Raw genomic sequence first — 20,600 nt, 5'->3', positions numbered from 1 at the left:
GCGCACAAAGATAAGTTATTATATTGAAAACAATGCAAATAGCCTTAGATTTTTATTCCTCACGCAATGCTTCTGCCGGCTGAATGCGGATTGCCTGGCGGGCAGGGAACCAAATACCTGCCAGAATCATCAAAGCCATAAGGAAATAACTGATGGCAAACGTTATAAGGAAACGGGCAGTCCCCCACTCCATATACCCGTCCGTCAAATCAAGGTAGCCTATATTATAGCAAATGACAGCAGCAGGCAAAGCGGCCAGCGAGAGCAACACTATTCCTTCATTATTCAGACGACCCCAAAGTTGCGCCCGACTGGAACCGACCGCAACACGGAGTGCCAGTTCGGAACGCCGGTGCTGCGTACGGAACCAAAAGGTACCGACAATACCCAGCAGAATATTCAGCAACAGGAAGCCCATCATCCAGAATCGTATTTGTACCTGATTGTAATTTCCCCGTTGGAAATCGTTCCGTATATTCTCATAGTCATGTACTTTCAGAATAAACAGATTACCGACACTCAACTGACCGGCAGACAAATTCATCAAATGTTCCGGGAAATCTTTGGAAGTCCCCGGTTTCACCCGCAGGCAGACTTCCAGACTGGAAGGATAAAAGTCATCGTCAAATTCAGTCAAGACCTTTTCTGTGAAAGCATTAGCTATATAAATATCGCTATAATTAGGCCAAAAATCGTTATAGCGAACTTTGACCGACACACCGCCTATCTTGTGCACTTGGGTAGAATCGTCCACATTCACCACTTCCCTGCCCAATAAGGTGCGGTCGCCTGTATAATCATCCGGCCAGAAATTCTCACTAACTACCACATTCCCATTTTTCAAAGCTTGTACCAATGGTTCATAGCCACGACCATCCGTACTTTGATAACGGAATACCTGAAAGAATTCAGGAGTCATCGTACGCCGCAACGGATTACGGACTATCGTATCAATGCGCAACATCATACCCGAATTACTTCCGATATAAGGACGTGCATTATTGGATACGGAAACGGCTTCCACTTCCGGCAATCGCCGGAGACGGTTTGTCAGTTCGGTAATATCCTGTCCCAGCGTCGTACTCTTTTTATCTTTCGGGATATAGGAGTCGCTTTTGTTGTTTTTCAGGCTCAGTTCGAGGTAGTAGGTATCGGTAATATCAAATCCTACGGGTTCGTAATAGGTACGTGCCGTTACATAAGTCCAGTCGACTACATACCACAGGACAACAAAAACAATTAATAACTCCGCCCACAACCATCCGTTCGACCGGCGTTCATTCCATATTTGTTTTAATAGTTGCATCTTCTTTTGAATTAAATTAGTTGACTGTTCGGGTTATCTTTCATTGATGGCATCTACAATATTGGTACGGGTGATTCTCCATGCCGGAATAGCCGCACTCAGCAAGTTGAGCAGAAAACAGGCAAGGAATGCCAACAGGAATACGGCAGGATCGAACAAGAGGTCGATACACATCGTCCGTAAATCGTTCACTCCATCGGATACGAAGTCTACGGAGAATAACATTCCGCCAAGAAGGAAGGCGGCAATATAACTCAATACCAAACCAAGGATTCCACCCAAAAGCGAGTAAAGCATATTTTCGGAAAGTACCTGCATCATCAGTTCTCTTCTCGGAGCACCAAAGGCTTTCCGTACTCCTATTTCAGAGAGACGCTTGCGCATGCGTGACAAGGTTAGCCCGGACAAGTTGACCGCAGGGACAATCAAAAGGACGAGCAATGTCAATATGTATTGCCGTATTGCTTCTTTCACGGCCGGAGGATTATTGGCTGAATGTCGTTGCGCGGCTACAAAATAGGTATCGGGTTGCCCGCGATAGAGCAAATCAAAATTAGGGTGTCCTGCCATGAATACGGCTCTCAAGCGGTCTGCTTCATTATGGATGGCAGGGAAATCGTCTGTTGACTTGGCTAGAATGAGAACAGCAACCAGTCCCATGATATTTTCATCCCCCCAAGTCGTTGTAAACGCATTCGTCGAACTTAAAGGAATCCAGACTTGCGCATAAGCGTATTGTGCCAATTTAGATACAGGGCGCACTACTCCGCTGATAAGATAGGCGGTATGATTCAGCAGGAATGTTTTTCCTACGACTTCCGATGTGCCAAACAGCCGGCGTGCCATGTCTTCGGATATGACAGCTTTCGCTGCTCCGGCATCAAAATCGGCATTATCATACGGTTTGCCGGATATAAAATCAAATTCGAATACTTTCCAGAAGGCATCGTCCGTTTGCAGTACGCTGCAACTTTCCATTTCGCCTGCAGGCTTGGCAGCGAGCATCGTTTCCTGAAAAGCACTGGTGATACTGACTGCTTCGGGGACAGTCATTTCTTTGAAACAAGCCTTTGCCGTGTTATATCCGACAGGGCCGTTACTCTGCCAGTTCGCATTCGACTTATTCTGGAGTCCGGCATAACGGAAAACAAGCATTCGGTCACGATGGGTTTCCGGCGCAAAAGGAGCAATCGTCGCTCGCAAAGTGATAACAATCACCATTATCATAGCAATGGCCAATGCCGTGCCTATGATGGAGATGGAAGAAAGCAGTTTGTTTTCTTTCAGCAAATGGAATGCTTGTTTGAAGTAGAGTTTTATCATAGCTGATTTATCTATGCTTTATTATTGATACCTATTGAAAACTGACACCTGTTTATTTTACCTGACGACCATCAAAGAAACGGACTGTCCTGGAAGTCTGCTTCGCCTGCTCTTCATTATGGGTAACCATAACAATCGTCCGCCCGTCTTCCTTGTTCAACCGGTGAAGAAGCTCCATCACTTCAGCTCCCATCCGCGAATCCAAATTACCGGTCGGCTCATCGGCAAGGATGATTTCCGGATTGCCTATAATGGCACGGGCGATTGCCACACGCTGACACTGACCGCCGGAAAGCTGTGTCGGGAAATGATTCATACGATGGCTCAATCCCACTTTTTCCAGAACTTCCTGTGCCAAGCGCCTGCGTTCACTGTTACTGACACGGCGGTAGAGCAGCGGCAGTTCCACATTATCCATCACGCTCAGTGAATTAATCAGATGGAAAGACTGGAATACGAAACCAAGCGTTTTGTTACGGAAAGCCGCCAGTTCCCTGTCCTTCATCCCTTCGGTACGGGTTCCGTTAATTTCCACCGTCCCCATGGTAGGCGCGTCAAGTAATCCCATAATATTCAGCAGAGTGGATTTCCCACATCCTGAAGGCCCCATGATACTCAGGAATTCCCCACGTTCCACCGTCAGATTCACATTCTCCAATGCTACCGTTTCAATCTCATCCGTACGATAAATCTTGGAAAGAGAGGTCAATGTTATCATAACTTCTAGTATTTAATTTATTTAATCTTCAGTTTATTCTTGTTCTTATATGCGCTCATGTCGTTGACAACCACTTTATCCCCCGATTGCAGACCGCTCACCACTTCTACATATTCAAAGTTGGAATCTCCTAATTGTACTTTACGTTTAACCATCTCATTCTCCGACGTACAGACGAAAAGTTCATATTCGCCACGTCCCACATAATAAGAACCGTTAGCCACACGCATCACATCTTCTTTCACAGCGTTCATCACATAGACATCCGTTTTCAGACCTGAACGCAGGCGGCGGTGATTGTCCTCTTTCAACTGGACTGTGAAAGAGATTACCCCATTTTTTGAAAGCGGCGTCACACTGCTCACAGTTCCTTCCAGTTTGTCACTGCCTATCTTCACAACTGCCTTTCCGCCTGCCGATACACGATCGCCGTACGTATCGGCAATTTCTCCTTCCACCTTAAAATGGCTCAAATCGGAGATAACAGCCACCTGCTCTCCTTGCGAAATCTGTGCACCAATCTGATTATTGATATAGGTAAGGATGGCCTTACGGGGAGAACGGATTTGCGCGTCTTCAAAGGTACGTTTCATTTCCGCCAGGCTTTTGCGGAAGATATTGAAATCAAGTTCCTGCACTTTCAGTTCGGCTGCGGCTACTTCCTTCTCGTTTTTGTATTGCTGCTGAAGCTGCTCGTATTCAAGTTGGGCGACATTATAGCTCAATTCCGCCTGACGTACCTTGTCCGTAGTTCCGGCTCCGAGGCTGTCCAGGTAGTGCTCATTCCTTAGTTCCACTTTCATCCGGCTCAGTTTCATGGCGGAAACTTTAATCTGCATCGCCATATCGGAGAGTTTGGTCTGATTGTTGACACGAAGCTGGTCGAGTTTATACTGACGCATTTTCTCTTCGTCCAGAAGTTTCTGATATTGTGTTTCCGTACTTTGAAGGTCAAGTTTCAGAATCGGAGTGCCTACATCCACGCTATCGCCCCCCTTCTTATAGATTTCGAGGATACGGGAGTTGATAGGAGAATTGATAATCTCTTCAAATGCCGGAACTACTTTTCCCGAAGCGCTGACGCTCACTTCGATGATTCCTTTATCGACCGTGGAAAGGACGAGGTCTTTCTTCTCTACCCCTGCCCTCAATACGGATATAAGTACACTAATGACAATAACGCCTGCCACCCCTATGGATGAATAACGAATTATCTTTTTATTGCGTTCTTTCTTACGCACCTCTTTGGGAATTTCTCTGTCCATATCTTATCGTTTTCGATTTTATCATATAGTAATCCGACATTTGATATACCAAATCCGTGCCAAAACCGTAAATCATTGATTAATAGAGAATAGACAAAAAGAAAGGGTGTCCAAAATCGGACACCCTGTACGAATTTACCGTTCAGAAAATGGTCATATCATCATTATTATTTCGTCTCTTGCGGAGAAGTTTGTTTCTCTTGAATCAGGTCTTTGCCCAAATGGGTGGTCGCTTCTACGCTTTCACGGTCACGGATTTCTTTTGCTTTACGGGCATAGACTATCATACGCATGGACTGGTCGTAGGTGAAATAATTCCATATCCAGTTGAGAAGAACGACTACCTTATTGCGCACTCCAAGGATAGAACGCAGATGGACTACCAACCACATCACCCAGGCAAACCAGCCTTGCATCTTTACCTTACTGAATTCCGCAACGGCACGGTTACGTCCCACTGTCGCCATCGAGCCCAAATTACGGTAATGGAAAGGTTTCATCTCCTGCCCTTTCTGAAGTCGTATCAGGTTCTTTGCCAGCAGTTCGCCTTGTTGGATAGCAACCTGCGCCAATTGGGGGTGTCCGTTCGGATAGCTTTCGTCGCCCGACAGAATGCATTGGTCACCGATAGCAAACACATTATCCATTCCTTCTACACGATTGAACCGGTCAACCTTGATACGTCCGCCGCGCCCTATCAACGAAGCATCCAGATTTCCGATAGTTACTCCGGTGACACCGCTCACCCAAATAAAGGTACGCGTAGCAATCTCCGTTCCGTCTTCGAGTATGACTTTATGGTCGCGGTAATCTACGACGCGTTTATTCAAGAGTATATTCACGCCCATTTCGCGAAGAAACTTTTCGGCATGTGCCGATGAATCTTCCGACATTCCGGCGAGCAATCTCGACCCCGCTTCAATCAGATAGATGTGCATCAGGTTGCCGGGCATATCAGGATAATCATTCGGCAGTACGAACCGTTTCATTTCAGAGAGTATTCCTGCCACTTCTATTCCGGTAGCACCGCCGCCGACAATAACAATATTCAGCAATTCCTGTTGTTCCTGCTTTGTAGAGCAAGTGAGTGCACGTTCCAAATTAGCCAGAAGGGCATTTCGCAGTCCCATTGCTTCAGAAACGTTCTTCATCGGCATGGCCTCTTCTTCGATATGCTTGTTACCAAAGAAATTGGTGGTAGTACCTGCCGCCAAAACCAGATAGTCGTATTCAGCTTTTCCGATGGAAGTCTGTATCATGTTCTTTTCCGGGAAAATGGCACGCACTTCCGCCATACGGAAGTAGAAATCTTTCCGGTGCTGGAAAATCTTGCGGAAGGGGAAGGAGATGGAAGTCGGTTCCATACCTGCCGAAGCCACCTGATATATTAAAGGGGGAAACTGATGATAGTTGTTCTTATCTATCAATACGACTTGAAAGCCTGACTTTTTCAACTTGTTAGCCAACTTCAGACCACCGAAACCACCGCCTACTATGACGACACGTTTCTTATCAGTTTTTGCAATGTTAAGACTCATATTCCAACCATGTTTTATCAAGAATAATAACACATAAATGAGTCATTAAGTTTGCTCAATGCGAAACTTTCATGAAGAAAGAAAAGAAGCCGGATTTGTTCCCCGGTGGCGGGACACCCGTTCCCCGAACCTCTACCGCAGGCGCAATCTATCTCCTATTTCAGGGACATATTCTCCGTCTTTACGATTCATCTTATAAAGATTTTTAAGGCGGATACCATATTTCTGGGAAATGCCATGCATGGAATCTCCGTCTTTTACGATATACACGGTATGAGGCTTGGATGCCTTTTTCTTCTTGCTCTTCAAGTAGATGATGTCTCCCGGCATTAATGTGTATTCACGATGCAAGTCGTTATACTTCACAAGCTTCTTCCAACTGATATCCAGTTCCTTGCCCAAGTCCTGGAAAGTATCCCCGCTACGGGCAACTACATAAGCGATGTCATTGGCAATATAAATCTGATGAGGGTTCATCAGCCACGGGTTCTTCCTTAGCTTACGCTCGGAGTAAACACCTTTACGGTCATATTTATACAGGTCGTAATCTTCGATAATCGTTATCAGACGGTTGGCATAGGAAGGGTCGGTAGCATATCCCGCTTTTTTCAATCCGCGCGCCCATCCTTTATAGTCGGTAATATCAAGTTTGAAAAGAAACGCATAGCGGGCACCTCTTCTCAGAAAATCGGAATGGTCTTCGTAAGAGTCACGCGGATGCTTATAGGCACGGAAACATTCGTTGCGCGCGTCATCGTCATGGCGTACTGTACGTCCCCGCCAACTACTACCGCATTTGATACCAAAATGGTTGTTGCTCTTTCGTGCCAACTGACTATATCCGGCACCGCTTTCCAACAGTCCTTGTGCCAACGTGATACTGGCGGGAATCTTATGAAGCTTCATTTGTTCAACAGCCAAATCACTATACTTATTTATATATTCGGTATATCGGGCATTCCGTTTCTGCGCCTGCGCTCCTACGGCAAAAAAGAATACGATAGTTAGAAAGACAAGTCTATACAATTTGTTCGCCATTTTAATTCAGATGTGAGTTATAGGACACAAAAATCCGAAAAATAATTGGGATTATCAATCTCTTTCCTAACTTTGTAACATTAATTGTAGAAACCAATACCTCAACGCGTATGAAAGACCTCATAATTACCGCAGTTATTAAAGTATATCAATATAATGAGTTGAATGAGGCCGACCGGGCACTTATGAAAACTGCCATGGATGCAACAGCACGCAGCTATGCTCCTTATTCCCGCTTCTCGGTAGGTGCAGCCGCATTGTTGGGCAACGGAACCGTCGTAACGGGAACGAACCAGGAAAATGCCGCCTATCCGTCAGGGCTTTGCGCGGAACGTACGACTCTGTTCTACGCCAATTCCCAGTATCCCGACCAACCGGTCGTCACTCTTGCCATTGCGGCAAGAACGGAAAAGGACTTTATAGACAATCCGATTCCTCCTTGCGGCGCTTGCCGCCAAGTAATCCTGGAGACGGAAAAACGATACGGTCAACCTATCCGTATCTTGCTTTACGGTAAAGAGTGTATTTACGAAATTAAAAGTATAGGCGATTTATTGCCACTATCATTTGACGCATCAGCAATGGAGGATTAAACTATGTTACAGCAATATCACACAAAACTAAAAGGAACACTCGCGCTTACGGATTCTTATCTGGCAGAGAAAGCATTACAAAAGGAAAAAGGACTTTACAAGTTTATATGGGTACGCAACGGAAGTATCACAGTAGAGATAGACCATCAGGAAATGGTACTTACCAAAGATGAGGTGATTTCACTGACTCACCTGCAACATCTCGAATTCAAATCCATCGACGGAGATTACCTGACTTTACTGTTCAACAGTAATTTCTACTGTATTTATGGTAACGACCATGAAGTATCATGCAGCGGCTTCCTGTTCAACGGTTCGTCCCATCTTATCCGCTTTACGCTGAATGAGAAGGAGCGCAAGGAACTGGACACCATCACCGCAGCACTGGAAAACGAGTTCACCGTTTCCGACAGTTTGCAGGAAGAGATGTTGCGCATATTGCTGAAACGTTTTATCATCCAGTGCACCCGCATCGCGCGTCATCGAATGAACATTACCCGCGAAAAAGAATCCGGTTTCGAGATTGTACGCCAGTATTATAATTTGGTTGACGAGCATTACCGGACGAAAAAGCAGGTACAGGACTATGCTGATATGTTGCATAAGTCTCCCAAGACTCTGTCGAACATCTTTTCGACCTGCAAGTTGCCTTCCCCACTCCGTGTGATTCACGAACGGGTGGAAGCGGAAGCCAAACGGCTCTTGCTTTACAGTAACAAAAGCGCCAAGGAGATTGCCGATATCCTGGGCTTTGAAGACCAGGCTTCTTTCAGCCGTTTCTTTAAAAACATGACCGGGCAGAGTGCCGTACAGTTCAGAAATACGCAGGAAGGGAAAAATTGATAAGCGATACGGAAGTATTGCCATTTGGGGAGTATTGGGAATGCACGACCTTTGCGGTGTAAGTTAAACCAATTAAAACCCCAACAAAATGAAAGAGAAATTTATCGCTTTACTGACCTTCACTTCAAGCCTGAAAAGTTTTGGTATCAAGTTTATTCGTGTAGCTATCCTGGTGGTATTTGTGTGGATAGGCGGATTGAAGTATTTCCATTATGAAGCCGACGGGATTGTTCCGTTTGTTGCCAACAGCCCTTTCATGAGTTTCTTCTATGCAAAAGGAGCTCCCGAATACAAGGAACACAAAAACGCGGAAGGTGCTTTCGTCCCGGAAAATCGTGCATGGCATGAAGCAAACAATACGTATGTTTTCTCTTATGCACTGGGAGCTCTTATCATGAGCATCGGCATTCTGGTGTTTTTGGGAATCTTCTCCTCGAAAGCGGGATTGATAGGTGATACACTGGCTATCATCATGACGCTAGGCACACTCTCCTTCCTCGTCACGACTCCCGAAGTCTGGGTTCCAAACCTGGGAAGTGGAGAATTCGGCTTTCCGCTATTGTCAGGTGCGGGACGGTTGGTGATTAAGGATATTGTTATTTTAGCCGGTGCCGTAGTACTTCTGTCCGACTCGTCACAACGCGTACTGAAAACACTTAAAAAAGAATAATCAAACTACTGTAGAGGGTGCTGACTTCTTTGCGTTACGGAACAAATCGTATTTTCAGACTGTTATATAGTCTCATACAAATCGTTAAACAAAGAAGTTATGAAACAATATGATGCAATTATAATAGGGTTCGGCAAGGCAGGAAAGACACTGGCTGCCGAACTTTCAAACCGTGGATGGCAAGTTGCCATCGTTGAACGCTCCAATATGATGTATGGAGGTTCTTGTCCGAACATTGCCTGTATCCCGACAAAGACGCTGATACACGAAGCCGGGATTTCTTCCCTACTCTACTACGAGGATTTTCCGAAACAGTCAAATATGTACAAACAGGCTGTTGCCCGTAAAAACCGTCTGACTTCTTTTCTTAGAGGGAACAATTATGAGAGACTGAGCAAACGTCCGAATGTGACTATTTATACAGGTTCGGCTTCTTTCATATCTCCCGGTGCTGTCAAGGTAACGCTCCCTGACGGGGACATCGAACTGCAAGGAAAAGAAATCTTTATCAATACCGGTTCTACTCCTATTATTCCGGCAATCGACGGCATTCAGCAAAGCCAACATGTGTACACCAGTACCACGCTCCTGGATATGAATGTCCTGCCCAAACATTTGATTATTGTCGGCGGCGGATATATCGGGTTGGAATTTGCTTCGATGTATGCCGGATTCGGCAGTAAAGTGACTATTCTCGAAGGCGGCAACCGGTTTATGCCCCGCAACGATCAGGATATTGCCAAGAGTGTCAAAGAAGTGATGGAAAAGAAAGGTATCGAAATCCATCTGAATGCACGTGCGCAGTCTATCCATGATACGAATGATGGAGTGACACTGGCTTACTCGGATGTATCCGACGGTACTCCGTACTTTGTAGACGGAGATGCTATTCTTATCGCAACCGGACGGAAACCGATGATCGAAGGATTGAATCTGCAAGCTGCGGGAATAGAGGTGGATGCTCACGGAGCTATCGTAGTAAACGACCAGTTACGCACTACCGTTCCCCATGTATGGGCAATGGGGGATGTGAAAGGCGGGCCGCAATTTACTTATCTTTCATTGGACGACTTCCGGATTATCCGTGACCAGCTCTTCGGAGACAAGAAGCGTGATATCGGTGACCGTGACCCTGTTCAGTATGCGGTATTTATTGATCCTCCATTGGCACACATCGGCATTACTGAAGAAGAAGCACTGAAAAGAGGATATTCGTTTAAAGTCTCCCGACTGCCGGCAACTTCCGTTGTCCGTTCACGTACATTGCAACAGACGGATGGTATGCTGAAGGCTATCATTAACAATCATAACGGGAAGATTATGGGATGTACCCTGTTCTGCACTGATGCTTCGGAGGTTATAAATATCGTAGCCATGGCAATGAAGACAGGGCAGGATGCCACTTTCCTACGCGATTTCATCTTTACGCATCCTAGTATGAGCGAAGGATTAAACCAATTATTTGATGTATAAACATTCTCAATCATTCTCACACCTATGAGAAAAAATACTCATCCCTATGAGAAAAAATTCCCATTACAATGAGTATTTTTTCTCATAAGGGTGAGAATAATACCCATCCAGAATAGTCTTTATCCCCGATTTAGAGCAAAGAAAAACAGTTTTTCACTTAAAACAGAAGGAAGTCCGCCGGAAAGTATTATCTTTGCCGCCAAGTTAAACTATATACCTACCGCAATGAGAATTACTGAGTAAGACAACACTTCTAGTAAACATCACTTTTCTTATATGCTTTTTCTATAATGTTAAGCATCACGAATTTCGTGTTGTTTAGCCTGTATTGTGTTTGTCGTTCCCCTATCCCGTGATTATCTTCACTAGTTTTCAACCTCAAACCCAATGGTCAATTATGCCTATAAGTATTCAACAAATCAACTATATCCATCCGGATAAAGAAGTATTATTCAGTGACCTCAATTTCGCCATCAGCAAAGGACAGAAATTGGGATTAGTCGGTAACAATGGCTGTGGTAAGTCCACTCTGCTACAAATTATCGCCGGACAATTATCGCCTTCTTCAGGTGTCATTGTCCGACCGGACGACCTTTATTACATTCCGCAACATTTCGGACAATATGATTCATTAACTATCGCACAAGTCTTGCATATAGACAGCAAACAGCAAGCTCTGCACGCTATTCTCGCAGGAGATGCCTCAACCGAGAATTTCACGTTACTAGATGACGACTGGAATATCGAAGAACGTTCCGTCGCCGCCCTTGACTTGTGGGGATTGGGTCAGTTTCCCCTATCCCACCCGATGCATCTGCTTAGCGGTGGAGAAAAAACTCGTGTCTTTTTGGCAGGCATGGATATTCATAATCCATCTGTCATTCTGATGGATGAGCCGACGAATCATCTTGATATTTCGGGCAGGCAACGTTTGTATGACTGGGTGGAGAAATATCGTTCTACTCTGTTGGTAGTGAGCCATGACCGTACGTTGCTTAATATTCTGCCTGAGATATGCGAACTGGAAAAACACCAAATCAACTATTATGGTGGAAATTACGAATTTTACAAAGAACAAAAAGCCATTCTGCAACAGGCCTTACAGCAACGCATCGAAGAAAAAGAGAAAGCCTTGCGGATAGCCCGTAAAATAGCCCGGGAGACTGCCGAACGAAGAGCTAAACAGAATGTACGCGGTGAAAAAGCCAATATGAAAAAAGGTGTTCCACGGATTGTACTAAACGCATTGCAGGGAAAATCGGAAAAAAGTACCAGTAAGCTGAACAGTGTCCATCAGGAAAAAGCCGAGAAGCTGACCGATGAACGTAACCTGCTTCGAGGTTCGCTGTCACCAACCGCCGTATTGAAAACAGACTTCAACAGTTCATCCCTTCATAGCGGGAAGATATTGGTGACAGCAAAGGATGTCAACTTCAGCTATCATTCCGAACAGAATCCACCGAAGAACCAGCTTTGGCAGACTCCTCTCAGCTTTCAATTAAAAAGCGGAGATCGTCTCCGTATCGAGGGAGCTAATGGCAGCGGAAAGACAACACTCCTGAGATTAATTACCGGACAACTCCAATCCGCCATAGGAACTCTGATTCGGGCAAACTTCACTTCTGTGTATCTCAATCAAGAATATTCGATTATCGACGACCGGAATACGATACTGGAGCAGGCTTACGCATTCAATACCCGTAACCTGCCGGAACATGAAATCAAGATTATCCTGAACCGTTATCTTTTCCCGGCTTCCGAATGGGACAAGTCTTGCCGGAAACTTAGCGGCGGAGAGAAAATGCGTCTCGCTTTCTGTTGCCTGATGATTAGTAACAATACCCCGGACATGTTTATCCTGGACGAACCGACCAATAACCTGGATATACAAAGTATTGAAATCATCACCAATACAATCAAAAATTATACAGGTACTGTCATCGCTATTTCTCACGACAATTATTTCATCCGTGAGATTGGTGTCGACCAGCGTATTGCATTAAGTTAATCTATTGTTATTTTATCCGATAAAGTCTCAAATATCAATACGGTTTTTTATAACTTCGCAGCGCGAAGAAAAAGAATAAAAATAAAATGAGTCAAACAACGCAATCATGGTGGTTTATCTTTTATAAAGACCAACTACTTCTTGAAAAGAAAGGGAACGGCACATTTGCCCTTCCTTGCGGAGAAATTCCGCCTATCGTTATCAAAGAAAAAACTACGGTACATACTATCACAACATTGGAGGGAAAGAATTGCAAATCTTTCTCTCTGCCCGCACCTATCGAAGAATCAGAGCGATATGTAATGATCGGACTTCGTGCTTCTTATGAGTATCTTCCGCTGTCTCACTATCAGACAGCAGGGAAAGCGCATGAGATTCTGCACTGGGACAGAAACAGCCGTTTCTGTTCCGCCTGCGGTACACCTATGGAGCAGAAAGAGCCTATCATGAAGCGCTGCCCGAAGTGTGGGCAGGAAGTATATCCCGCCATTTCGACCGCAGTTCTCGTATTAGTACGAAAAGAAGACTCATTGCTTCTTGTCCATGCCCGCAACTTCAAAGGAACATTCAACAGTCTCGTTGCCGGCTTCCTCGAAACAGGTGAGACACTGGAAGAATGTGTTGCCCGCGAAGTAAAAGAGGAAACCGGACTGGATGTGAACAATATTACTTATTTCGGCAACCAGCCCTGGCCTTACCCCAGCGGATTAATGGTTGGATTTATAGCTGATTATGCCGGTGGGAAAATAAAACTCCAGGATGAAGAATTAAGTTCAGGCGACTTCTACACAAGAGATAATTTGCCGGAACTTCCCCGGAAGCTAAGTCTTGCACGGAAGATGATTGACTGGTGGATAGATAATCCTGTATATGTTTAGATTTCACATGTACATAGAAATAGCTTCCTCTAAATGCCAAACAAATAAATTCACTAAAAAACAATTATAAATCAACACCATGGAATTATCAACGAAAACACCACGAATTGAGGTAGTAGACGCTCTTAGAGGTTTTGCAGTTATGGCTATCCTCCTGGTACATAACCTGGAGCATTTTATTTTTCCGGTTTATCCGGAGAATTCTCCCGAGTGGCTAACCATTTTAGACAATGGAGTATTCAATGCAGTATTCTCTCTGTTTGCGGGAAAATCTTATGCCATATTCGCTCTGCTCTTTGGATTTACTTTCTATATTCAATCGCATAATCAGAAACTGAAAGGAAAAGATTTCGGTTATCGTTTTTTATGGAGAATGGTTTTACTGGTTGGATTCGCAACATTGAATGCTGCCTTTTTCCCGGCGGGAGACGTACTTCTTCTATTTGCAATAGTCGGCCTCGTATTGTTCATCGTACGCAAATGGAGCGACAAAGCCATTTTGATTACTGCAAGTATATTCCTGTTGCAACCTATTGAATGGTATCACTACATTGCCAGTCTTTTCAATCCTGCCTATACGTTACCCGACTTGAAAGTCGGAGCCATGTATGCCGAAGTGGCCGAATACACGAAAGGCGGAAACTTTTGGGATTTCTTTATAGGTAATATCACATTAGGACAGAAAGCCAGTTTGCTGTGGGCTGTTGGCGCCGGACGCTTCTTACAAACGGCCGGATTATTCCTGGTCGGTTTGTATATCGGACGCAAAGAATTATTCGTCACTACCGAATCTCATCTGAAATTCTGGATAAAAGCACTTATCATTGCGGCGATCAGTTTCGCTCCGCTCTACTCGCTGAAAGAACAGATTATGCAAAGTGACAGTAGCCTGATTCAGAATACAGTAGGCACCGCTTTTGATATGTGGCAGAAATTCGCGTTTACTATTGTACTGGTAGCTTCTTTCATCCTGCTTTACCAGAAAGACAAGTTCAAGAAAGCGGTTTCCAATTTACGTTTTTACGGAAAGATGAGTTTGACAAACTACATCTCCCAGTCTATCTTGGGAGCTATCATCTATTTCCCATTCGGATTCTACCTGGCTCCTTATTGCGGATATAGCATCAGCTTACTAATCGGCATTATTCTCCTTATACTGCAAGTACAGTTCTGTAAATGGTGGTTGTCCAAACATAAACAAGGGCCGCTGGAAACGATATGGCACAAATGGACTTGGATAGGAAGCAAGAAATAACGGAGAGGTGCATATACAATCAAGAAAGCAGGCTACGAAATACACTCAAACTACAAACGAACAACTTATGAATATGAAACTGAACGTATCACTCTAAAGCATCAACAAAACATGTGTATCCGCAGCCTGCCTGTTGAAATTGAGATGATGCCAATACAACAAGATTTCCCTAAGAATGATTAGAAAGTCGGCTTAAAGAATGCAAAGGAATCGAAAGAACTGTGCTAAACCGGGCTAAATGCCCAAAAACAGGGGAAATCAAGACGATACACAGATAAAAAGAAGCGCCCCTATACTCTTCAAAAAGACTATAGAGGCGCTATTTTATTATTGTCCTGTTCTGAAACTATCAGAAGAAACTGAATCAGATACCCAATGACTTCTTCACTGCTTCAATCTTTTCCATTGCAGCAGACTCGGCAGAAGCAAAACAGTTACGGCAACCCATTTCACCTTGAACTTCCATATAGAACTTAATCTTAGGTTCTGTTCCTGAAGGACGAACTGAAACTTTGCTGCCATCTTCTGTGAAATACTGAAGAACATTAGATGGTTCAGGCATATCAATTACAGTTACATTGCCCTTGTCGTCAGTCTGCTTCAGAGTTTGATAGTCTTTGCTCAGGATTACTTTAGAGCCACCCAATTCTTTCGGCGGGTTAGCACGGAAGTTTTCCATCATCGCTTTGATTTCTTCAGCACCGCTCTTACCCGGCTTCACTACGTTGACTGTAAATTCTTTAGAGAATCCGTATTCTACGTAGATATCAAGCAGTAATTGATACAGTGATTTACCATTATCTTTTGCCCATGCAGCAACTTCAGCAATCAAGCAGCAAGCTGATACGGCATCTTTATCGCGAACGAAGTCTTCGGCAAGGAATCCGTAGCTTTCTTCACCACCACCGATATACTTCTTCTGACCTTCACGCAGACGGATTTCACGTGCAATCCATTTGAAACCGGTATAGCAGTCAAGCATTTCGATGTTATTCTTATCAGCAATCTTCTTGATAAGTTCAGTAGTAACGATTGTCTTCACACAGAACTCATTGCCTTTAATCTTACCCAGTTGCTTATATTGAGTCAGGATATAGTAAAGGTACATCATACAAGTCTGGTTACCGTTGATAAGTACCCATTCGCCCTTATCATCCTTGCAAGCGATACCCACACGGTCAGCATCCGGGTCGGAAGCCATTACCAGGTCGGCATCAATTTCTTTGGCCAGGTTCACAGCCATAGAAAGTGCTTCTGCATTTTCAGGATTCGGAGATACGACCGTCGGGAAGTTACCATCCTTAATCATCTGTTCAGGCACAGTGAATACGTTTTCAAATCCCCACATCTTCAATGCACGCGGAATCAACATCATACCTGTACCGTGAATCGGAGTATAAACGATCTTCATATCCTTGTGGCGTGCAATAGCTTCCGGATCGATAGAAACAGTTTTCACCATATCCAGATAAATCTTGTCAATGTCTTCACCGATAATCTGAATCAAATCAGGGTTACCCTGGAACTTGATGTCGGCAGCAGAAGCAATTGCGTTCACTTCGTCGATGATACCTTTATCGTGCGGAGCCAATACCTGTGCGCCATCATCCCAATATGCCTTATAACCGTTATATTCTTTCGGATTGTGGGAAGCAGTCAGGATAATACCGCTTTGGCAACCGAGGTGACGGATAGCGAAAGACATTTCCGGAGTCGGGCGCATATCATCGAACAGATATACTTTGATACCGTTAGCCGAGAAGATATTGGCGGAAGTTTCCGCAAACAGACGGCTGTTGTTACGACAGTCGTGACCCACTACTACAGAAATCTGCGGCAGGTCTTTGAAGTTCTTTTTCAGATAGTTGGAAAGTCCCTGAGTGGCAGCACCTACCGTATAGATATTCATACGATTGCTACCTACCCCCATGATACCACGCAGACCACCCGTACCAAATTCAAGGTCTTTGTAGAAAGCTTCAATTAATTCGGTTTTATCATCGTTTTCCAACATGCGTCTCACTTCAACCTGAGTTTCGGCATCATAAGCCGGGGTCAGCCATTTTTCGGCTTTTTCAGTGACCTGTTTGATTAGTTCCTGATTTTCCATTTCGATTGTTATTTATATGGTTAATGAATTATTTATTGCCATTGTCTTGAGCACACAAATGTAAAATAATAAGTTTATAATTCCTATTCTTTTAATTGAAATTTGAGAATTAAGAATTAAAATTCAGCATACTCAATACCTGATATCTAATACTTAATATCTATTCTTGCGGCACTTTATATCTGTCTCCGGTCTGTTTTACATATTCCTGCAAAAACTCCTTCGGATAACCGGGACGAAGCACTCCGGCAGGTTGTCCGATAGAATTACGTTCAAACTGTCCGTCTTTCACACGTTTCACTACTCCGTCGTTATATTTCACAATCAGGAAAGTCCCTAATTGCTTCCATGTATCGAAAGTACTTTGGGCAGTCATGTTGGTATAGTTGGTCAAAAAATCAATAGCGGCGTTTTTATCTTTTTCCAACAGTTTGACCGCCATCTCCTCAATACCTTGCTGCGCATTGTTAAAGGTCGTTTCCATCTCCTTCTGCGCTTCACGCACATCACCAATCATCAAGTCATAACGCGGATAAACCATATTAGACACCCAGTTGAAAATCCAGAAAGCTGAATTCCACGAGAATGTAATATAATCGGCTCCGTCCACACGTGTATAACATATCGGCGCTTTAGTGGCACAACAATAAACAGGAGTAAATACCGCCATATTCGCATCGTCCACACCAAACCAAAGTACGCCCCCTATCGGGTCGGGCATATTAGCCCGCATCTGTGCAACAAATACAAAACCGCTTTGTTGAGTGGAAATCGGACGTTCATTGAAATATTCCTGTCCGTCGACCTTGAAGTTCAAAGGAGAAAGACGGTACGGTATCTTATAAGGGCCTGCTCCGAAATCATTGGAGATGTCAAGCGGAGTCCCTTCATAATGGTCGCGCATCATATCTTTTACATCTTGTACAGACAGCTTATGTTTCGGTTTTACGAAAAGAGGCATCGGAGTATCTGTTTTTCCTTCGATATAAGGAAGATACTCTTTTCCATTGTCCGTGAATTTATTGAAATAGCTCCATACACGGGCTTCACAAAAGCGACGTGCACCGAAATCAAGGGGGGCATAAGCAAGCGAAAAACTAAAATCCTTGTTTACTCCGTTGAAGTAACCTCTCTCACGTGCGAAAGAGACAACATCGGGAGAATACATGCAGTTCTCCTTATCGTTCATGTCAAACTGATGGATGCGCGACTGGTTGGCATGAGCCGAGATACAATCGTCCGGCACACGTACAGCTACCCAAACAGCTCCACGGATACCGGGGCCTTTGCCAATCATTTCCATAATCCATATTTCGTTCGGGTCGGCGATGGTGAAAGATTCCCCACTGCTGTAATAGCCGTATTGCTGCACCAGGTCAGTCATTATTTTAATGGCCTCACGAGCAGTACGCGAACGTTGCAAACCGATATAAATCAAACTACCGTAATCAATAATTCCCGTAGAATCCGCCAGTTCGGGACGTCCACCGAAAGTTGTTTCACCAATTGTAACCTGATATTCATTCATATTCCCGGTCACATTGTAAGTCTGACGTGCCTGTTCGATTTCCCCCAAGTACTTACCAGTATCCCATTCATACACTTTTAGCATGGTTCCTTTCGGATAAGTAGCTGCCGGATAATGATACAGTTCTCCAAACAAGCCGTACGAATCGGCAGAATAGGAAACGATGGTCGAGCCATCGGTGGAAGCGTTCTTACCGACTATCAGATTCGTACAGGCGAAAGTGTTCGCCACAGCCGCCACCAGTATGGCAGCACACAGAAAAATTCTTCTCTTCATAAATATATGATTCACTTTTAATAATTACCAGACAAAAGTCTCATGGGCTACCGTTTCATTCCCGCAATGATCGGTTACTGTAAATTCAACGGTATGTTTACCACCTTTCTTTACATGTTTCGGGTCAAGCTTACATTCCCAATAGGATTTCACGATATTAGGACGCCCGAAGAGCGCATATTTTCCGTCAATCGTTCCACGATAAGAAGCAATACCCGCCCCCTCGTCTTTCAACCGATAGACAATCTTTCCATTCTTTCCCCACAGATTCTTATTGACAGGGATAATTTCGGGCGGTATTGTATCAATAGCGACTGTGAAAGTTCCCAATTCACGGACAGATGCTTTCATGTAGCCGTCTTCGTACTTTCCGCCTACGCTATATTTTCCACCTTTCGGAGTCACGCGGGCTATATAATATTTTGTAGTATCGGCTACCGGCTTTCTACGCAAACCAATACGAAGCTCGCAACCTGCATGAAGCGGAATGGACTTATCATTTATCTGATAAGTAAATGCCACTGCCCCACTATCGGCTTTCACCTGATAATTAAGAGGAACATCGTCATATAACATTCCTTTCGGAATGACCAGACTCAATCCCGGTTCTTGCAGATAATTCGTCTTATCCCAGGCAAAGAAATATTTCTCCCGATGGTTCAAAGGTTCAATCGGCTGCTTCCGTCCACGCACGGTAAAGTTATATTTGGAAGTATTTCCGAAAGCATCTTTTAAGGTATACAGGAACTGATAATCCCGTTCTTCATCAATCGTCACCAGACCACGATTATCATTCGATGCTTTCAACAGACGTAAGTTATTTCCGGGGTCAATGAAAGATTTCATATATTGCCCGTACGTCCATGAGTTTATCATCCGGTTTTCTTCCTGAGAAAAACGATCTACCGTGCTGCGGAATACTTCATTTCCGTCTACGGTGAGGACAACCGAATATACTCCATAATGATTGCTGACTCCATCCATGTAATCATATGCCTTGATGCCCGTGCCTATCACTCCCCACGCTTCCACCGGACGTTCCGCGTTCGGAAGTATTGTTTTAGTCTGCTGTTTTCCATCCACCACACCTTTGCCCGGCTGCGGGAAAAATAGAATGCCATCGGCTTTCGGGGCACGCGTATCTTTTATCTTCGATTTGAAGAAAGGCATCGGGTCGATATAATCTCCCGATTCTGTTTCGAACACATCCAAATGAAGATGCGGGCCGAATGAATATCCCGTATTCCCGCTCCATGCTATCTGCTGACCGCTTTTCACCGGATATTCATCCGGCTCGGGAATTATTTCCACTTCCCAGTTTTCATTCTCGTATTGAAGTTTCTCCACCCTTTCGGCAATGGGAGAAGTAAAACCGCTCAAATGGCGGTTGATGGTAGAATAGCCATTGTGATAGCAAACATCGAGTACATATCCCGAACCATTGGTGACACGGATACGTGAAATATACCCGTCGGCAAGGGCGCGTACAGGTTTGCCTGTTACTCCGCCGGTTTTAAAATCCAGCCCGCCATGAAAGTGGTTAGAGCGGATTTCTCCGAAGTTTCCGCTCAATGTAAGAGGAAAGTCAAAAGGGGGCACAAAGGACGCTTGCTTCTTTTCTTGTCCACAAACTCCGACACAACAAGCCAGCATCAAAGCAGTGATATATTGTTTTATCATTCCATTCACTTTTTTACTCCCCGCAAATGTACACTATTCCAACTAAATTACGAAATATCCGGGCGGAATGATAGCCGGAGATACTAGTTAATAATTCT

15 protein-coding genes and 1 pseudogene are annotated in these 20,600 nt (G+C 44.3%); 7 read left to right on the top strand and 9 right to left on the bottom strand.

Annotated elements, in window-relative coordinates; all coding sequences use genetic code 11:
• Window positions 1-52: 52 nt before the first annotated feature.
• The 6 genes from AB5443_RS09300 to AB5443_RS09275 all read right to left on the bottom strand — a co-directional run bounded on the left by AB5443_RS09300 (window position 53) and on the right by AB5443_RS09275 (window position 7,188).
• A complete protein-coding gene (locus AB5443_RS09300; RefSeq protein WP_307997016.1) occupies window positions 53-1,306 on the bottom strand; it encodes an FtsX-like permease family protein in 1,254 nt (417 codons plus the stop codon).
• Window positions 1,307-1,339: 33 nt separating this feature from the next.
• Window positions 1,340-2,629: an ABC transporter permease gene (locus AB5443_RS09295; RefSeq protein WP_368114349.1), complete on the bottom strand. Its 1,290-nt coding sequence runs from the start codon at window positions 2,627-2,629 to the stop codon at window positions 1,340-1,342.
• A 52-nt stretch (window positions 2,630-2,681) separates the two neighbouring features.
• The gene (locus AB5443_RS09290; RefSeq protein WP_022137867.1) at window positions 2,682-3,347 is read right to left on the bottom strand and encodes an ABC transporter ATP-binding protein; all 666 of its coding nucleotides are present in this window, start codon (window positions 3,345-3,347) and stop codon (window positions 2,682-2,684) included.
• Window positions 3,348-3,364: 17 nt separating this feature from the next.
• Window positions 3,365-4,612 (bottom strand): efflux RND transporter periplasmic adaptor subunit, encoded by a 1,248-nt coding sequence (locus AB5443_RS09285; protein ID WP_277134973.1) that lies wholly within the window; start codon window positions 4,610-4,612, stop codon window positions 3,365-3,367.
• 167 nt (window positions 4,613-4,779) lie between these two features.
• On the bottom strand, window positions 4,780-6,150 hold the full coding sequence (locus AB5443_RS09280; RefSeq protein WP_044653230.1) for an NAD(P)/FAD-dependent oxidoreductase: 1,371 nt from the start codon (window positions 6,148-6,150) through the stop codon (window positions 4,780-4,782).
• Between the two features lie 132 nt (window positions 6,151-6,282).
• Window positions 6,283-7,188, bottom strand: a complete 906-nt coding sequence (locus AB5443_RS09275; RefSeq protein WP_073343272.1) for a glucosaminidase domain-containing protein — start codon at window positions 7,186-7,188, stop codon at window positions 6,283-6,285.
• A gap of 110 nt (window positions 7,189-7,298) precedes the next feature.
• On the opposite strand from AB5443_RS09275, the gene AB5443_RS09270 reads away from it, so the two are divergent.
• The 7 genes and pseudogenes from AB5443_RS09270 (at window position 7,299) to AB5443_RS09240 (ending at window position 14,908) form a co-directional block, all read left to right on the top strand.
• Window positions 7,299-7,781 (top strand): cytidine deaminase, encoded by a 483-nt coding sequence (locus AB5443_RS09270; protein WP_022137863.1) that lies wholly within the window; start codon window positions 7,299-7,301, stop codon window positions 7,779-7,781.
• A gap of 3 nt (window positions 7,782-7,784) precedes the next feature.
• Window positions 7,785-8,624: an AraC family transcriptional regulator gene (locus AB5443_RS09265; protein WP_044653233.1), complete on the top strand. Its 840-nt coding sequence runs from the start codon at window positions 7,785-7,787 to the stop codon at window positions 8,622-8,624.
• A gap of 88 nt (window positions 8,625-8,712) precedes the next feature.
• Window positions 8,713-9,294, top strand: coding sequence for a DUF417 family protein (locus AB5443_RS09260; RefSeq protein ID WP_044653234.1), 582 nt, complete (start codon window positions 8,713-8,715; stop codon window positions 9,292-9,294).
• Window positions 9,295-9,393: 99 nt separating this feature from the next.
• Window positions 9,394-10,767: an FAD-dependent oxidoreductase gene (locus tag AB5443_RS09255; protein ID WP_368114348.1), complete on the top strand. Its 1,374-nt coding sequence runs from the start codon at window positions 9,394-9,396 to the stop codon at window positions 10,765-10,767.
• Between the two features lie 397 nt (window positions 10,768-11,164).
• On the top strand, window positions 11,165-12,775 hold the full coding sequence (locus AB5443_RS09250) for an ABC-F family ATP-binding cassette domain-containing protein (RefSeq protein WP_277134975.1): 1,611 nt from the start codon (window positions 11,165-11,167) through the stop codon (window positions 12,773-12,775).
• Between the two features lie 80 nt (window positions 12,776-12,855).
• Window positions 12,856-13,653, top strand: a pseudogene (gene nudC, locus AB5443_RS09245) (NAD(+) diphosphatase); the annotation flags it as partial.
• Window positions 13,654-13,732: 79 nt separating this feature from the next.
• On the top strand, window positions 13,733-14,908 hold the full coding sequence (locus AB5443_RS09240) for a DUF418 domain-containing protein (protein WP_277134976.1): 1,176 nt from the start codon (window positions 13,733-13,735) through the stop codon (window positions 14,906-14,908).
• A gap of 364 nt (window positions 14,909-15,272) precedes the next feature.
• On the opposite strand, the gene AB5443_RS09235 is transcribed toward AB5443_RS09240, so the two are convergent.
• The 3 genes from AB5443_RS09235 to AB5443_RS09225 form a co-directional block, all read right to left on the bottom strand.
• Window positions 15,273-17,018, bottom strand: a complete 1,746-nt coding sequence (locus tag AB5443_RS09235) for a phospho-sugar mutase (RefSeq protein ID WP_277134977.1) — start codon at window positions 17,016-17,018, stop codon at window positions 15,273-15,275.
• A gap of 160 nt (window positions 17,019-17,178) precedes the next feature.
• On the bottom strand, window positions 17,179-18,822 hold the full coding sequence (locus tag AB5443_RS09230) for a C69 family dipeptidase (RefSeq protein ID WP_073343294.1): 1,644 nt from the start codon (window positions 18,820-18,822) through the stop codon (window positions 17,179-17,181).
• Window positions 18,823-18,846: 24 nt separating this feature from the next.
• Window positions 18,847-20,502, bottom strand: a complete 1,656-nt coding sequence (locus AB5443_RS09225; protein WP_277134978.1) for a M23 family metallopeptidase — start codon at window positions 20,500-20,502, stop codon at window positions 18,847-18,849.
• Window positions 20,503-20,600: the final 98 nt, after the last annotated feature.

The sequence above is a fragment of the Bacteroides sp. RTP21281st1_H5_RTP21281_210402 genome, assembly GCF_040918965.1.
GTDB lineage: Bacteria > Bacteroidota > Bacteroidia > Bacteroidales > Bacteroidaceae > Bacteroides > Bacteroides congonensis.
The sequence above is the reverse complement of the archived record's forward strand: the minus strand, read 5'-3'. Positions and strand labels throughout refer to the sequence as shown.

Coding starts and splice junctions, on each gene's coding strand:
- AB5443_RS09300 (WP_307997016.1), bottom strand. CDS start 1,306: ATGCAACTATTAAAACAAATATGGAATGAACGCCGGTCGAACGGATGG.
- AB5443_RS09295 (WP_368114349.1), bottom strand. CDS start 2,629: ATGATAAAACTCTACTTCAAACAAGCATTCCATTTGCTGAAAGAAAAC.
- AB5443_RS09290 (WP_022137867.1), bottom strand. CDS start 3,347: ATGATAACATTGACCTCTCTTTCCAAGATTTATCGTACGGATGAGATT.
- AB5443_RS09285 (WP_277134973.1), bottom strand. CDS start 4,612: ATGGACAGAGAAATTCCCAAAGAGGTGCGTAAGAAAGAACGCAATAAA.
- AB5443_RS09280 (WP_044653230.1), bottom strand. CDS start 6,150: ATGAGTCTTAACATTGCAAAAACTGATAAGAAACGTGTCGTCATAGTA.
- AB5443_RS09275 (WP_073343272.1), bottom strand. CDS start 7,188: ATGGCGAACAAATTGTATAGACTTGTCTTTCTAACTATCGTATTCTTT.
- AB5443_RS09270 (WP_022137863.1), top strand. CDS start 7,299: ATGAAAGACCTCATAATTACCGCAGTTATTAAAGTATATCAATATAAT.
- AB5443_RS09265 (WP_044653233.1), top strand. CDS start 7,785: ATGTTACAGCAATATCACACAAAACTAAAAGGAACACTCGCGCTTACG.
- AB5443_RS09260 (WP_044653234.1), top strand. CDS start 8,713: ATGAAAGAGAAATTTATCGCTTTACTGACCTTCACTTCAAGCCTGAAA.
- AB5443_RS09255 (WP_368114348.1), top strand. CDS start 9,394: ATGAAACAATATGATGCAATTATAATAGGGTTCGGCAAGGCAGGAAAG.
- AB5443_RS09250 (WP_277134975.1), top strand. CDS start 11,165: ATGCCTATAAGTATTCAACAAATCAACTATATCCATCCGGATAAAGAA.
- AB5443_RS09240 (WP_277134976.1), top strand. CDS start 13,733: ATGGAATTATCAACGAAAACACCACGAATTGAGGTAGTAGACGCTCTT.
- AB5443_RS09235 (WP_277134977.1), bottom strand. CDS start 17,018: ATGGAAAATCAGGAACTAATCAAACAGGTCACTGAAAAAGCCGAAAAA.
- AB5443_RS09230 (WP_073343294.1), bottom strand. CDS start 18,822: ATGAAGAGAAGAATTTTTCTGTGTGCTGCCATACTGGTGGCGGCTGTG.
- AB5443_RS09225 (WP_277134978.1), bottom strand. CDS start 20,502: ATGATAAAACAATATATCACTGCTTTGATGCTGGCTTGTTGTGTCGGA.